Below are 14,185 nucleotides of genomic sequence, written 5' to 3'. Positions count from 1 at the left end.
TTTAGAGTGTCTATCTTTGTTGTGACGTAATAATAATTAATAATTAGATAAAATAAAAAACCGCATCAACTTTTAGGGTTTTTGCGGTTTTTTGGGTTAAGGTTGGTATAGTTATTTTGAAAATATTAAGTAATAATTAAAAGTTAGATTTTAATATTTAAATATTTTTGTATGTTTTAATTAATTGCTTAGCATTACAGGCATTACTAACATCGTAACAGTTTCTCCGTCATCAAGTCCATCAACTGGAGTAAGAATACCAGCTCTGTTTGGCATAGACATTTCAAGTTGGATTTCATCACTAGTAAGGTTGTTCAGCATTTCTGTTAAGAAACGTGAATTAAAACCGATTTGCAAATCGTCTCCTTGATAATCACATGTTAAACGCTCATCTGCTTTGTTAGAATAATCAATATCCTCGGCAGAAATATTCAATTCTGTTCCAGCAATTTTTAAACGAATCTGATGTGTTGTTTTGTTTGCAAAAATTGCAACACGACGTACAGAGCTTAAAAATTGAACTCTATTGATAAGTAATTTATTTGGATTTTCTTTTGGAATTACAGCTTCATAATTAGGATATTTTCCATCAATTAAACGGCATGTTAATACGTAGTTTTCAAAAGAAAAAGTTGCATTAGCATCATTATATTCAATTTTAACTTCTGCATCTGAAGCTCCTAAAATACCTTTTAAAATATTTAAAGGCTTTTTAGGCATAATAAAATCTGCAACTTGAGATGCTTTCACATCTGCACGCGCATATTTCACTAACTTGTGAGCATCTGTTGCTACGAATATTAAGCCTTCTGGTGAGAATTGAAAAAATACACCACTCATTACAGGTCTTAAATCATCATTACCAGCAGCAAAAATAGTTTTACTAACAGCTGTTGCTAAAACTTCTGCAGGAACTAACGTTGAAGACGGATCTTCTAATGCTACTGCTTTTGGAAATTCTTCTCCTGGAGCATAAGCAATAGCATATTTACCAGAATTAGAACTAATTTCCACAGTACTATTCTCTTCAACTGAAAAAGTTAAAGGTTGTTCCGGAAAGGTTTTAAGTATATCTAATAATAATTTTGCAGGCACTGCAATACTTCCTTGACTAGTTGAATCAATCTCTAATGTAGCTGACATAGTTGTTTCCAAATCTGATGCAGAAACAGTCAGTTGATTATTATTTAATTCAAATAAAAAGTTATCTAAAATGGGTAACGTATTACTACTATTAATAACGCTTCCTAATACTTGTAGCTGTTTTAATAAATACGAACTCGATACTATAAACTTCATTTTCTTTTATTTTAAAATCTCTTATGATTTTAGTTTCACAAATATATTCTAATTATTAGCAAACACAAAAACATTTTATCAACATCTACTTGCTGTAGGCTCTTTTTCTTAAAAAAGTAAACAAAATACCAAAAATAGCTAATAAAATCATTGGTAATCCGACAGTTATCATTTGTGCCCAAGTATAGTTTTGATACACTTTTTCTTTGTCTAATAATGGCAAATCTACATCTTTACTTCTAATGTTGATAAGTCCAGTGTCATCTAAAAGGTAATTTACACAATTCATTAAAAACTCTTTGTTACCATAAAGGTTATTTGTCCATTTATCAAAACCTAATTCTAAAGGAATTCCTTTGTCGATTTGATTTTTTATAATATCACCATCAGAAATCACGATCATTTTGTTTGCTAAACCATCATTTTTAAATGTAGGATCTTTAAATGGAAGTACTCTATTTTTATACATAGATGAAAATGAACCTTCTAACAAAACGGCTAATGGCATCAGACCCTTTCCTAAATAGTCTTCGGGTTTAGTCTCTTCTGTTACCATATCTAATGATATTTCTGAAGGTGTACCAATAGGTCTTGAATATTCTGAACTACTTAAAAGAACAGTTTTTTTAATATCATTTTTAAGTAATTCTATAGGTGAAGGAAATTCAAACTTAATTCCTTCCATATTTTTAACTAAAGGATGATTAGTTGATGGATAAACAAATGGAGAAAATTTCCAAAAATATTGTTCATATTGTGTTTCACTACCTTGTTTTCCTGTTGCTAATTTTATAGGAGTAGCCTGTTCATCTTTTACTAATAAGGGATTTATTCTTATTCCATATTTAAACAACATATCGGTTAGATTCAAATCAGTTTGATGTGCTAATAGACTACCTGTTTCATTATATAAATCTTCGTAATTAGCAGTTATATTATCGATTAACCATAATGATTTACCTCCGTTAATGATAAATTGATCTAATACTTCTTTTTCTTCTTCTGTAAATTTTTCAGTAGGCTTAGCGATTATTGCTAAATCATATTTCTTTAAAGCTTCTAAAGATTTTTGAGGTTCTTTTGCTACTGAATCAAGAGTAAACGTACCAATATAATAGCTTTCTCTTACCGATCTAATAAAGTCAGCAATTTGTATATCTTCTAACTCACCATTACCTTTAATTACTGCTATCTTTTTTTGTTTCTCTTTAGTTATTTTATTGAAAGCTTCCGCAAAAGCAAATTCTAGATGTTGTACAGAACTAATTACTTTTTGTTCTGTTGTTGCTCCCATTAAATTTTTTAGTAATGAAACTTTAGTTCCCTTGTTTCCATAATTAGCTACTGCCCATGGAAAAACTACTTCCTGTGTTTGTTTTCCTTTATCATCCACAGTAATATTTAAGGCTTGTAGTCCGTTTGCGTGAAACTCTTTCATTACAGCTAAGCGCTCTTCTTCTTTTTCAATCGGATTTACAAATTGGAAAATAATATTAGGATTGTATGCTGTGAACTCTTCTAATAGTTGTCTTGTTTCATTCTGTAAACGTTTGAATTCTGGAGGGAAATTTCCCTCTAAAAAAACATCTACATATAAAGGGCTATCAATACTTTTTATAATATTTAATGATGTTTCAGAAAGCGTATAACGTTTGTCATGTGTTAAATCGAAACGTTTAAAATAGAAATTACTCACAACATTAATAGCAATAAGGACTATGATAACTATAAAAAGTGACTTTAAATTTTGTTTTTTTGAAGTTTTCATTATCCTTTCAATGTTTTAAGTTTATAAACAGTAATCGATAAAAACAAAAAAGTTATACTCATAAAGTAAGTAACATCTCTTGTGTCTAAAACGCCACGACTCATACTTTTAAAATGATAATCCATTCCTAAAGAAGCTATAGATTTGCTATATTCATTAAAAAGATTTGCAATACCTTCGAAACCAAAATAAAAGATAAAACATACAAAAATAGCAATAATGAATGCAACAATTTGATTTTCTGATAGAGTTGATGTAAATACACCAATCGAAGTATATGCTGCTATTAGGAATAATAGGCCAAAATAGGAACCAATTGTACTTCCCATATCAATATTACCTTCGGGACTTCCAAAATAGGAAATAACCCAAACATAAACATAAGTAGGAAGAATAGCTAAAACAATTAATAGAAAAGCACCTAGAAATTTACCATTTACAATTTCCCAAATAGTTAATGGTTTTGTGAAAAGTAATTCGATTGTCCCTTGTTTTATTTCATCTGAGAAACATCTCATAGTTACCGCAGGAATTAGAAAAATTAAAATCCAAGGAGAAAGTTTAAAGAACGGACTTAAATCTGCAAATCCAGAATTTAAAATATTAAAATCACCTTGAAATACCCAAAGAAATAATCCATTGAGTAATAGAAAAATGGCAATAACTAGATAACCAATTGGCGATCCGAAAAATGATTTTATTTCACGTAGCAATAATGCTTTCATATTTTTTTGTTTAAAGCTTAGAATTTCATTTTATATCTGAAAATAGGTAAACTTTTGTTTAGAAATTAGTAATGCAAATTTATATTTTTTATTGTTTTAAATAAATATTTTTTTTAGTGTATTGAAACTAACTTGTCAACACTCCATGCTTCAGGTTTATCACTAAAAAAAGCTTTTGTAAACGCCCAAACTTCCTTGAATAATTCAGAATGTCTATATTTTTCTAGATCTTCTTCTGAATTCCAATAACTATATGTAAAAAAAATTCGAGGATCATTTTTGTCTTGATATAGTTCTAAAAACTGATTTCCTTCAAAAGCTCTTATTTTTTCTTTAATAGTATCAAATTTTTCAAGAAAAACAGCAATTTTATCGTCTTGAAAGCGCATTTTTACAATTCGTACAAACATTATATATAGTTAAATTTATTCTTCAAAAGTTATACTAACAACATCTCTAAACTTTAATCCTAATAAAGTGGAAGCAGAGCCAACAGTTTTTGGATTACTCTTATAAATGGCAATTTCTAAATATCCATTTTCATTAAATAAAGCCAAAGCATTACCTTCAAAGGCTTTCAGAGTATATTTATCTGTGTTTTTAAAATCTGAATAAAAATTATGTATTCGGTCTAGTTTTTTATTATGAAATTTGATTTTAAAGTTTCTTTTCATGGAAATATCATCAAACATTTTCTTAGAAATATTAGTAACACAGTTTCCAAACTGATCAATATGGATAATAGTTCCTTTTATTAATGAATTATCACTTGAAACTTGAGCGGTCATTTCATTAACCATTCTAAGTTCGTTTATTTCTTTTCCAATAACATTTAATAAGCCACCTCTTGCAATATGACATGCAACAGCAACAAATACATTCATATCTGTATTCTCTTCCTGTAGTCTATCATGAATATTGATTGCTACTATTTTTTGAGCTACTTTTTTTTGTATTAATGAACTTAATATTCCATTGTCTGCACATATAAAATATTGATCATCCCATTGCATTGCAATATGTTCTGTAGTTGCAGTTCGTTCACTATCAACGCCTATAATATGTATTGTTCCTTTTGGGAAACTTTTGTAGGCAGCCGAAATGGAATAACTTGCTTCTAAAGTATTAAATAAATCTATATCATGAGATATATCTACAATGATAGGGTTTTCAAGTCCAGAAATTAACTTACCCTTTAGAGCACCAACAAAGTGATCCTTTAATCCAAAATCGGTAGTAAGTGTAATTATTGACATAAATTTGTTTATAACTTATTACAAAAACAAGTTTTGTTTTTCTTAAATTTGATTTTAACACTTTTCAAAACTATAATTATAGTACATGAAAAAGTATAATTTTTGATAAAAATAGTATCTTAAAATAAGTACAAAGCTACTATAATTTTAGTACAACAAAAACAATTTAAAAAGAAAGCATTTGAACGAAAGAATAATTGAATTAGTAGAGATTACTCCAAAGGATTTTTGGGGGACTCAAGATGTTAATTTAGAGGCTGTTAAGAAGTATTATCCAAAACTGAAAATTGTTGCAAGAGGAACTACATTAAAAGCTTATGGAGAAGAAGAGATATTAGATGAATTTGAAATAAAATTCAGAAGATTAATGCTTCATTTTACACGGTATAATACTATTGATGAGAATGTGATTTTGAGGGTTTTAGAAAATGATTCTCAAGAAACACAGCAGTTAAATGGAAGAGATAAAATTCTTGTTCATGGTGTTGGAGGGAAGCTTATTAAAGCATTGACACCAAACCAACAAAAACTTGTTGATACAATATTGCGAAATGATATGGTTTTTGCAATTGGTCCCGCAGGAACGGGTAAAACCTATACAGGAGTAGCAATGGCTGTAAAAGCTTTAAAGGAGAAACTGGTTAAAAGAATTATTTTAACTAGACCAGCAGTAGAAGCAGGTGAAAATTTAGGTTTTTTACCTGGAGATATGAAAGAGAAGCTAGATCCTTATATGCAGCCTTTGTATGATGCTTTAAGAGATATGATACCAGCGGAGAAGTTAGAAGATTATATCATGAAGGGAATTATTCAAATTGCTCCATTGGCTTTCATGAGAGGTAGAACTTTAGATAATGCGTTTGTAATTTTAGATGAAGCTCAAAACACGACGCATAGTCAAATGAAGATGTTTTTAACTAGAATGGGGAAACATGCTAAATTTATGATTACTGGAGATCCTGGTCAGGTAGATTTACCAAGAAGAACAATTTCTGGATTAAAAGAAGCATTATTAATACTGAAAGATGTAGAAGGTGTAGGGATAACTTATTTAGATGATAAAGATATTGTAAGACATAAGTTAGTCAAGAAAATTATAGATGCTTATAAGAGTATTGAAAATCACGATTAATTTTTTTGAATGAAAAAAGAGAAACCAATTATGAAAATAGTTGGTTTTTTTTATGTAAACATTTGAAATTGAGTAGGATGATTTATTTTGGCTTATTAAATATACTTTTTTAATAAAATTATCAACACGAAAACGTTTTCGTTGTGTTATTCGTAATTTTTAATCGTATTTATGTTTAATTATCTATTAAATTAGATTTAAATTTATTAATTATTAAAAATTATGAAACAAATAAAAACATTGAAGATTTTTTCATTTTGCTTTGTAGCTACTTTTTTTTCATGCAACAATGAGGAAATAGATGAAAGTAAAATTGATACTAATGAATTTAAAACAATTCAAGTAACAAATCATGACGGTAAACCTTTCAGTACTGGAAATAGTAGTGAAACGAATAAATTTAATTCTGGTCCAGGAGGTGGAGTAATGATGCAAGCTTTTTATTGGGATGTTCCAGCTGGAGGTACATGGTGGAATGTTGTAAAAGGCAAAGTTGCATCTTGGGGAAATGCAGGAATTGAATCTATTTGGTTGCCTCCTGTTTCAAAAGCACAAAACGGACCATTTTCAATGGGATATGATCCTACAGATTATTTTGATTTTGGAGATTATAATCAAAACGGAACAGTTGAAACAAGATTCGGTTCTAAAACCGAACTTACAAGTTTAATCACAACGGTTCATAATGAAAACATGAAAGTATATGCAGACATTGTTATTAATCACAACAGTGGTGGGCAGTCCGAATTAAATCCATTTACTAATTCAAATACCTACACTAAATTTAATGTAGCTTCAGGTAAGTTTAATAGAACATATAACGATTTCTATAAAAATTCATTTGGGAATAATGATGAAGGAAGTTTTGGCGGTTTTCCAGACTTATGTCATGCTAATCCTTATGTACAAGATTGGTTGTGGAAACGATCAGATGGAGTAGGGAAGTATTATAAAAATACAATGAAGTTTGATGGATGGAGATTTGATTATGTTAAAGGCTTTGGGCCATGGGTTGTGAACCAATGGAATGCTAATGTTGGTGGTTTTTCAGTAGGAGAATATTGGGATGGTAATGCAGCTACTTTAGAATGGTGGTGTGATAATGCAAATAGTTCTGCTTTTGACTTTGCATGTTATTATAAAATGGATGAAGCTTTTGATGGTGATGATTTATCGAAGTTAAGTTCTGGAGATATGCTTTGGAAAAGAAGACCTTATAGAGCAGTAACATTTGTTTCTAATCATGATACGGATCAAATTTGGAAAAAAAACCTTGCTTATGCATACATTTTAACCCATGAAGGATATCCAACAATTTTTTATAAAGATTATGAAGATTGGTTAGATAAAAGTAAGCTTAATAATTTAATCTGGATACATAATAATAAAGCAACAGGAAACACTTCAATTTTATATGCAGATAATGACGAATATATTGCAAGAAGAAATGGTTATAATGGAAACCCTGGTTTAGTGGTCTATTTGAATAATTCAAGCTCTTGGCAAGAAAGATGGGTAGAAACTAATTGGTCGAGTACAGAGATAAAAGATTATACAGGAAATTCATCTTGGCAACCAACAACACAAGGTGGAAAATGGGTAAAAATACAATGTCCACCAAATAGTTACTCAGTGTGGTCAACATTATAGTTGAGTGAATTAGTTTTTATTAAAGGATATTGTGTTTTTCTCAGTATCCTTTTTTTGTTTTTTTAAGTTAGCTTTGCTAGTTACGACTAAAAAAGCTTTATTTGTAGAAATTAAAAGCTATAATAACATTGAAAACTGTATTAATAACTGGAGCATCCGGAGGATTAGGAAAATTAACAACGAAACATTTTGCAGATAACGGTTGGAATGTAATTGCCACAATGATCGATTTAGATTTAGCGGAAGAATTAAAAGGATATCCTAACGTGAAATGTTACTTGTTAGACGTAACTTCATCAGAAAATATAGAAAAAGCAAAAAATGAGATTTTAAAAGATTTTAAAACAATCGATGTTGTTATAAATAATGCAGGTTTAGGCTATAGAAGCTTTGTTGAACTTTCAGAAGATTCTAAAATAGACACCATTGTTAATGTGAACTGGCTCGGTGTTGTGAAAATTTGTAGAGCATTTATTCCTGTGTTTAGAGAACAAAATTTCGGACAATTTATAAATATCACGTCTATTGCGGGCTTAGTAAACTTGCCTTTGGGAAATTTTTATCACTCTACAAAACAAGCAGTAGAAAGCTTTTCAGAATGTATGTCCTATGAATTATTAGAATTTAATGTGAGTGTTTGTACGGTTCAATTCGGAAATGCACCAACCGATTTTCAGAAAAATGTAGCTAAGTGCGGAGATTGTAATATTCCATCCTATAATGCAATGATGGATGCAATAAATGAGATATTAAATAAAAAAACAGATAAGAACAAAAACTTAACGAGTACAATTATTAATAAATTATTTGATATTGCAGAAAACCCATCAAAACGATATAGAAAATATACGATTGGCTTTGATGCTAATTTCATGAAATACCTAAGACGAATTTTAGGTTATAGATTATTTAATAGTGTAATTAAGAAAATGGTTCTTAAAAAATAGATTTTAATTATAAAGAGGCATGAAACAGTTTTTTAAATATGAAAAAGGATTCATAAATATAAATGAAACCGATTTATTCCTAACAAAAACAGGAAATTGGTCTGAAATCGACTTAATAGAAGAGAAGTCATTTAAATCAAAGAGTCAAAATACTATAAAAAAAGTAAAGACATATAGTTTTTACGCCATGTTAGTTTCGTTTTCATTGCTATTGTTTATTAATATTTATAGAGCAGATAATAAAATCCTATTAACAACAGCTATAATTCTGTTAATTGTATCTTCTTTTAATTATATAAAAGTAGGATCAGGTTCACAGTATAAAATTCCACTTTCAAAAATTGATAAAATGGATTACTCGTTTAAAAGTTTGAAAATTTATTTTAAAAATAAAGAAGGGAAAGAAGATTTCGAACGTCTAGAAAATATAGAAGAAAAAGGAATTACGATACTGAAAAAGTTAGGTTATATCTAAAAATTTAAAACTTGATTTTTTCCATTGTTTATGTCTAATAAACGACTTATTTTTGCAAAAACAACAACACAACAATTAATGAGTACAATAACATCGACCAAGTTTAACTTTCCTGGTCAAAAATCAGTTTATAACGGTAAAGTAAGAGAAGTTTATAACATAAACGATGAACTTCTTGTTATGATTGCTACCGATAGACTTTCAGCTTTTGATGTAGTAATGCCAAAGGGAATTCCATATAAAGGACAAATTCTAAATCAAATAGCAACCAAGTTTATGGAGCTAACGCAAGATATTGTGCCAAATTGGTTGTTAGCTACACCAGACCCTAATGTAGCTGTCGGACATTTGTGTGAACCATTCAAAGTAGAGATGGTTATAAGAGGTTATTTAGCAGGACATGCAGCAAGAGAATATGCTTTAGGTAAAAGAATATTATGTGGAGTTGCACTTCCAGATGGCTTAAAAGAAAATGATAAATTTCCAACACCAATAATAACACCTTCTACGAAAGCAGATAATGGTGAACATGATGAAGATATTTCCCGTGAAGATATATTGTCAAAAGGAATTGTTTCAGAAGAAGATTATTTAGTTTTAGAAAAATATACAAGAGCTTTATATCAAAGAGGTTCTGAAATTGCAGCAGAAAGAGGATTAATATTAGTAGATACTAAATATGAATTCGGAAAAACAAAAGAAGGTAAGATTGTTTTAATCGATGAAATTCATACGCCAGATTCTTCACGTTATTTTTATGCTGATGGATATCAAGAGCGTCAAGATAAAGGTGAAGGTCAAAAACAACTTTCTAAAGAATTTGTTAGACAATGGTTAATTAAAAATGGATTTCAAGGAAAAGAAGGTCAACAGATTCCGGAAATGACAGAAGAATATATCAATTCAGTATCAGAAAGATATATTGAATTGTTTGAGAACATATTAGGAGAAGAATTTGTTAAGGCAGATATCTCTAATATAAATAAAAGAATTGAAGATAATGTTTTAAGTTTTTTAAGTAAGAAGTAACATAACATTAGTTTAATGCTACCATAACCACGCTCTGCGTGGTTTTTTTGTTCTTTGTAGTGAATAAAAAAGATAATTACAAACAAATTATTCATTATGAAAAAATCAATCGTTTTTTTAGGTTTATCATTTATTTTATCAGCAAATAGTACAAATGCAGCTTCGGTTCAAGATGAATTTGCGAATGAAAATAGTATTGTGTTTTTTGAAGATGACGTTACGCCACTGTGTAAAGCAATAAGTAATGGAGATATTGATTTAGTAGAAAGAATTTTAGAGTATGGAGTAGATTTGAACGGAGTAACGTATAGAGGAATGACACCTTTAATGTATGCGGCAAGATATAATAAAGTTGAAATTGTAAAAATGTTAATCGAAAAAGGAGCAAATTTAACAATTACAGATAGTAATGGTTTTAACGCCTTAGATCATGCAAAAAGTAGTGGTTCGGAAGAGTCTAAAGACTTAATTATAGAAGCATTAAAAAGATAGTTTTTGTTTTATAGTTAGATTATTGATTAAAAGGTTGTGTGCTTGTCGCATAACCTTTTGCATTAAATTATAAAAGCTCCATATCAAATATTGAAATATGGAGCTTTTACTCTAGAATTTGAAAATAAAAAGTATGAATTGAGTTGATGTTTTGTTAAAAACTCAAAACTATTGTATTAAAGTATTTTTTCAATTGAAAAACTTGTAGAAACAGAAGTACCAGTTGAACCACTATTTTGCGATTTTAATTTCGCGTTTCTTGTTGTGCTGTCCTCATAGTCTGTAAAGATCCTAAAACCATAAGAATGTCCATGAATCAATTGTAAGTAATTTGTAATTCCATAACTTTCATTTCTTCCCGAACCAAGAGTAGGATTATTGTTGTCTCTGTGTTTAAAAGTTCTTCTCAAAACCCAATTATTTGTTGTAAAATCCCAAAGACCAATCAAAATATCTAAATCGTTTGAAGAATTTGTATAGTCACCAATATCAAAATCCATAGATATTTTATAATAGCCATCAATTATTGGCGAATATCTACCAGTAGAAGTATTGTATTCGTTTGAAACATCAACAAGTTCAACAGCTAATATAATTTCTTTAAAGTTAAAATCAGTGTTAAGTGGAATATCAGACGATAAAAAACCAACAAATTTTGTTCCAGGCGCGGTATTATCAGTAAGAGCAGTAACCAAAGTTCCGTCAGGCAAAACAGAAACAGGTGTTGTTCTTCCAGTTGTGTTAGAAAGTCCTCGTATTCTAACGTCTCCATTTACGTCTAACTCTTTTGTAGGAGATGTGGTATTAATACCAACTTGTCCATTCATTAAAAATGGAAATAATACTAAGATTAATAGTATTCTTTTTGAATTCATGTCTAGAAATTTAATAAATTAATTATTTTTAATTCCAGAATTTTAGGTTAAAAAAAACAGTTTATTGAGATTTGCAGTACAAAATTTGACTTAAAAAATTAGAATTCATAAAGAAATCGATTAAAGTGCGTATAAAATCGTTTAGGTTCATTAAATCGTGTTTTTTTATGATGAAAATTTCTATAATTCCATTTTTTTTAACTAAAAAAAAATAAAAAATAAAGCAATATTTTATTTTTTAATACATCAATTAAGAATAGTTAAAGTGTTGTAAAACAAAAAAATGAAGCATAAAAGCTTCATTTTTATTTTATTTATTATTTAAAATAAGATAATCTTGTATTTATTTCAGATTTTAGTCATAACTGTTTTTAAGTGTTGTATGTGAAATAGAAATGTTAATTTGTTATGAAAACATCAAAATAGAATTGGCCTTGCCAACAATTGGCTCCTGATTGTTCAGCAAATTTCTCTACTCTTGCAATATTTATTGTTACAGAAGATTGGGATTTGTTAGCATAATTTAAAGCAAATACATCTGAAACTCCAGTATTATTATTCGCACTAAAAATAAATCCATTTGGACTAAATGGGAGTTGCGGACTAAAATCATAACGTACTTGAAGTCTTTCTGCTAGAACTTCTGCTTTAGCAAGTTGATTTCCACTCACTAATTGTGATCCACTTTTTTGTTGCTTTGCCAAAATTTCCCAATTTACCGTTGTTGGTACGCCTTTAATAGTAACTGGAAAACTACCCGTTGTTCCAACACTTACATTATTGCATATAGGAATACTTAATCCATTTACTGACGCTATAAGTGGAATATCAGAAATACTGCTATTTGTTATAGATTGCCATGAAGCATTTCCATTTGCATCAGAAGTTAATACTTTGCCTAAAGATTGATTCCCATCAACAATACGCATAGCGGCTGGTGCAATAGTTGTTATTGTTAAATTATCAATATATGCAGCATCACTACCTGCACTTGATGAAGAATCTTTACTGTATTCCCAACGTAATGTTCTCGAGCCTCCAGCTAAAAAATAAGTTTGTTGTGTCCATCCAATCTCGCCAGACCACTGATTTTGTTGTACACCATCAATGTAGAAACGTAAATAATCAAAACCACTTTCACTACTTACATTGTAAAAAAAATTTAGAGTAGCTCCTTCTGAAGGAGCTACAACTGTATATGAAATCGCTGTACTTTGGCTATCACCAATTGCTCCTGATTTTGCTGCATAAGTTCCTGTATGTTTTACAGATGTTTGCGTTATCCAGTTAGTACTCCCACTTGTTGTTAGTGGTGAAATTGTATTGGTCTCAAAGTTTTGATTAAGTAATGATGAAGGAGTACCGATTTTTTCGATATGAAATTTCGTGGTTGGGGTAGTTGTTCCTATGCCAACATTTGCAGTATTATTATTGTAAATATCATTTCCAATTTTAGACCAATGATTTGTTCCGTCAATTAATTGCGTCCATTTTGATCCGTCCCAATAATAAAAACCGACTCCAGTTATTGTATTAGTGTTGAAAATTAATAAACTTGTGGCTGGATTTGTAATTGGTGCCGCAACATTCAGATTCGGAATCGATACTCTTGGAATTAATAAACCTTTATCAGTTGCAGTAATATCAAGCATTGAACTATTGTCTGGATTTGTTGTGTTTATTCCTACTTGAGCATTTAAGAATAAGGGAAAAACGAATAGTAGTAAAAATAATTTCATTTTTATTTTTTTATTAAATTATTTAACAAAAATTGATTTATAATTTAAAAAATAAAAATTATTGGGATAAAATATGTTTTTTTGGGAAGAATATGTTTATTGTGTTAAAATCCTTAAAACATTGTCTTTGTGAGTTTTAGAAATTGGTATTTTGTTGTTTTCAATTTCAATTAATGTATTTGAAAATGCTGTTATAAAATTAATGTTTACAATAAAACCTTTATGTGTTTGAATAAAACAATGAGGTAGTTGTTTTGTGAATTCGGTTATTGTTGCTCTATATCGATAGTTGGTATCACTTGAGTTTAGAATTAAATAGTTTTTATCACTTTCAATAAATCGAATGCTATTTAAATTAATTTTTTTATATACTTCTAAATGCTTAATAATTAAAAAATTTTCTTTAATTTGTTGATTGATCTTATTAAAAATTTGAACACTAATTTCAATTGAAGTTAACAAGTCTGTTTTTTGAAAAGGTTTAACCAAATAAGCGTATGGGTCAGTTTTTAACGCTTTAGTAATAGTATCATCATCAGAATAAGCAGTTAGATATATATATGGAATAGAATAATTTTCTTTAATGTAATTAGCAAGCCAAATTCCATTTTTTTTTCCTTTTATATTGATATCTAAAATAGCAAAATTCACAATTTCATTTTCTAATATTTCAATAGCTTCATCAGAACTCATTGCAGTGCCAGAAATTCTGTAGCCAATTTCAGTTAACTGATTAATTATTGTCTTTTGTGTAATAAATTCGTCTTCTATAACTAAAATTTGTAGAGATTTTTCCAT

14 protein-coding genes are annotated in these 14,185 nt (G+C 29.1%); 6 read left to right on the top strand and 8 right to left on the bottom strand.

Translation table 11 applies throughout. The annotated features are described in order from the left end of the window. Nucleotides 1–180: 180 nt before the first annotated feature. The 5 genes from dnaN to L2Z92_RS20620 form a co-directional block, all read right to left on the bottom strand. Complete coding sequence (dnaN, locus tag L2Z92_RS20640) at nt 181–1,299, bottom strand: DNA polymerase III subunit beta (RefSeq protein WP_236456660.1); 1,119 nt, start codon at nt 1,297–1,299, stop codon at nt 181–183. 85 nt (nt 1,300–1,384) lie between these two features. Further along, nucleotides 1,385–3,067, bottom strand: a complete 1,683-nt coding sequence (gene gldG, locus L2Z92_RS20635) for a gliding motility-associated ABC transporter substrate-binding protein GldG (RefSeq protein WP_236456659.1) — start codon at nt 3,065–3,067, stop codon at nt 1,385–1,387. Then, the gene (gene gldF, locus L2Z92_RS20630; RefSeq protein WP_236456658.1) at nt 3,067–3,792 is read right to left on the bottom strand and encodes a gliding motility-associated ABC transporter permease subunit GldF; all 726 of its coding nucleotides are present in this window, start codon (nt 3,790–3,792) and stop codon (nt 3,067–3,069) included. Before gldF ends, gldG begins: the two co-directional genes overlap by 1 nt. Nucleotides 3,793–3,905: 113 nt before the next feature. Then, entirely contained in the window at nt 3,906–4,202 is a 297-nt protein-coding gene (locus L2Z92_RS20625) for a putative quinol monooxygenase (protein ID WP_236456657.1), read from the bottom strand. 15 nt (nt 4,203–4,217) lie between these two features. Next, nucleotides 4,218–5,048 carry an SAM hydrolase/SAM-dependent halogenase family protein gene (locus tag L2Z92_RS20620; protein WP_236456656.1) on the bottom strand — a complete coding sequence of 277 codons (831 nt, stop codon included), beginning with the start codon at nt 5,046–5,048 and terminating at the stop codon, nt 4,218–4,220. 181 nt (nt 5,049–5,229) lie between these two features. Between L2Z92_RS20620 and L2Z92_RS20615 the strand changes: the two genes are divergently transcribed. The 6 genes from L2Z92_RS20615 (at nt 5,230) to L2Z92_RS20590 (ending at nt 10,773) form a co-directional block, all read left to right on the top strand. Next, a complete protein-coding gene (locus L2Z92_RS20615) occupies nt 5,230–6,180 on the top strand; it encodes a PhoH family protein (protein ID WP_236456655.1) in 951 nt (316 codons plus the stop codon). Nucleotides 6,181–6,402: 222 nt separating this feature from the next. Next, nucleotides 6,403–7,830 carry an alpha-amylase gene (locus L2Z92_RS20610; RefSeq protein WP_236456654.1) on the top strand — a complete coding sequence of 476 codons (1,428 nt, stop codon included), beginning with the start codon at nt 6,403–6,405 and terminating at the stop codon, nt 7,828–7,830. A 128-nt stretch (nt 7,831–7,958) separates the two neighbouring features. After that, nucleotides 7,959–8,777, top strand: a complete 819-nt coding sequence (locus L2Z92_RS20605) for an SDR family NAD(P)-dependent oxidoreductase (protein WP_236456652.1) — start codon at nt 7,959–7,961, stop codon at nt 8,775–8,777. A 19-nt stretch (nt 8,778–8,796) separates the two neighbouring features. Next, complete coding sequence (locus L2Z92_RS20600; protein WP_236456650.1) at nt 8,797–9,252, top strand: hypothetical protein; 456 nt, start codon at nt 8,797–8,799, stop codon at nt 9,250–9,252. Between the two features lie 78 nt (nt 9,253–9,330). Further along, nucleotides 9,331–10,281 carry a phosphoribosylaminoimidazolesuccinocarboxamide synthase gene (locus L2Z92_RS20595; protein WP_236456647.1) on the top strand — a complete coding sequence of 317 codons (951 nt, stop codon included), beginning with the start codon at nt 9,331–9,333 and terminating at the stop codon, nt 10,279–10,281. 96 nt (nt 10,282–10,377) lie between these two features. After that, nucleotides 10,378–10,773 carry an ankyrin repeat domain-containing protein gene (locus L2Z92_RS20590; RefSeq protein ID WP_236456645.1) on the top strand — a complete coding sequence of 132 codons (396 nt, stop codon included), beginning with the start codon at nt 10,378–10,380 and terminating at the stop codon, nt 10,771–10,773. Nucleotides 10,774–10,949: 176 nt separating this feature from the next. On the opposite strand, the gene L2Z92_RS20585 is transcribed toward L2Z92_RS20590, so the two are convergent. From L2Z92_RS20585 to L2Z92_RS20575, 3 genes are all read right to left on the bottom strand, one after another. After that, nucleotides 10,950–11,648 carry a hypothetical protein gene (locus L2Z92_RS20585; RefSeq protein WP_236456643.1) on the bottom strand — a complete coding sequence of 233 codons (699 nt, stop codon included), beginning with the start codon at nt 11,646–11,648 and terminating at the stop codon, nt 10,950–10,952. Between the two features lie 398 nt (nt 11,649–12,046). After that, entirely contained in the window at nt 12,047–13,387 is a 1,341-nt protein-coding gene (locus L2Z92_RS20580) for a hypothetical protein (protein WP_236456641.1), read from the bottom strand. 96 nt (nt 13,388–13,483) lie between these two features. Beyond that, nucleotides 13,484–14,185 carry a response regulator gene (locus L2Z92_RS20575; RefSeq protein ID WP_236456639.1) on the bottom strand — a complete coding sequence of 234 codons (702 nt, stop codon included), beginning with the start codon at nt 14,183–14,185 and terminating at the stop codon, nt 13,484–13,486.

Origin of the sequence: Flavobacterium jumunjinense (genome assembly GCF_021650975.2) — a bacterium.
Taxonomy (GTDB): Bacteria; Bacteroidota; Bacteroidia; order Flavobacteriales; family Flavobacteriaceae; genus Flavobacterium; species Flavobacterium jumunjinense.
This window is presented reverse-complemented; position numbering and strand designations above follow the sequence as displayed.

Bases quoted from the DNA above. Each gene is read 5' to 3' on its own strand.
- dnaN (WP_236456660.1), bottom strand. From the start codon at position 1,299: ATGAAGTTTATAGTATCGAGTTCGTATTTATTAAAACAGCTACAAGTA.
- gldG (WP_236456659.1), bottom strand. From the start codon at position 3,067: ATGAAAACTTCAAAAAAACAAAATTTAAAGTCACTTTTTATAGTTATC.
- gldF (WP_236456658.1), bottom strand. From the start codon at position 3,792: ATGAAAGCATTATTGCTACGTGAAATAAAATCATTTTTCGGATCGCCA.
- L2Z92_RS20625 (WP_236456657.1), bottom strand. From the start codon at position 4,202: ATGTTTGTACGAATTGTAAAAATGCGCTTTCAAGACGATAAAATTGCT.
- L2Z92_RS20620 (WP_236456656.1), bottom strand. From the start codon at position 5,048: ATGTCAATAATTACACTTACTACCGATTTTGGATTAAAGGATCACTTT.
- L2Z92_RS20610 (WP_236456654.1), top strand. From the start codon at position 6,403: ATGAAACAAATAAAAACATTGAAGATTTTTTCATTTTGCTTTGTAGCT.
- L2Z92_RS20600 (WP_236456650.1), top strand. From the start codon at position 8,797: ATGAAACAGTTTTTTAAATATGAAAAAGGATTCATAAATATAAATGAA.
- L2Z92_RS20595 (WP_236456647.1), top strand. From the start codon at position 9,331: ATGAGTACAATAACATCGACCAAGTTTAACTTTCCTGGTCAAAAATCA.
- L2Z92_RS20590 (WP_236456645.1), top strand. From the start codon at position 10,378: ATGAAAAAATCAATCGTTTTTTTAGGTTTATCATTTATTTTATCAGCA.
- L2Z92_RS20585 (WP_236456643.1), bottom strand. From the start codon at position 11,648: ATGAATTCAAAAAGAATACTATTAATCTTAGTATTATTTCCATTTTTA.
- L2Z92_RS20580 (WP_236456641.1), bottom strand. From the start codon at position 13,387: ATGAAATTATTTTTACTACTATTCGTTTTTCCCTTATTCTTAAATGCT.
- L2Z92_RS20575 (WP_236456639.1), bottom strand. From the start codon at position 14,185: ATGGAAAAATCTCTACAAATTTTAGTTATAGAAGACGAATTTATTACA.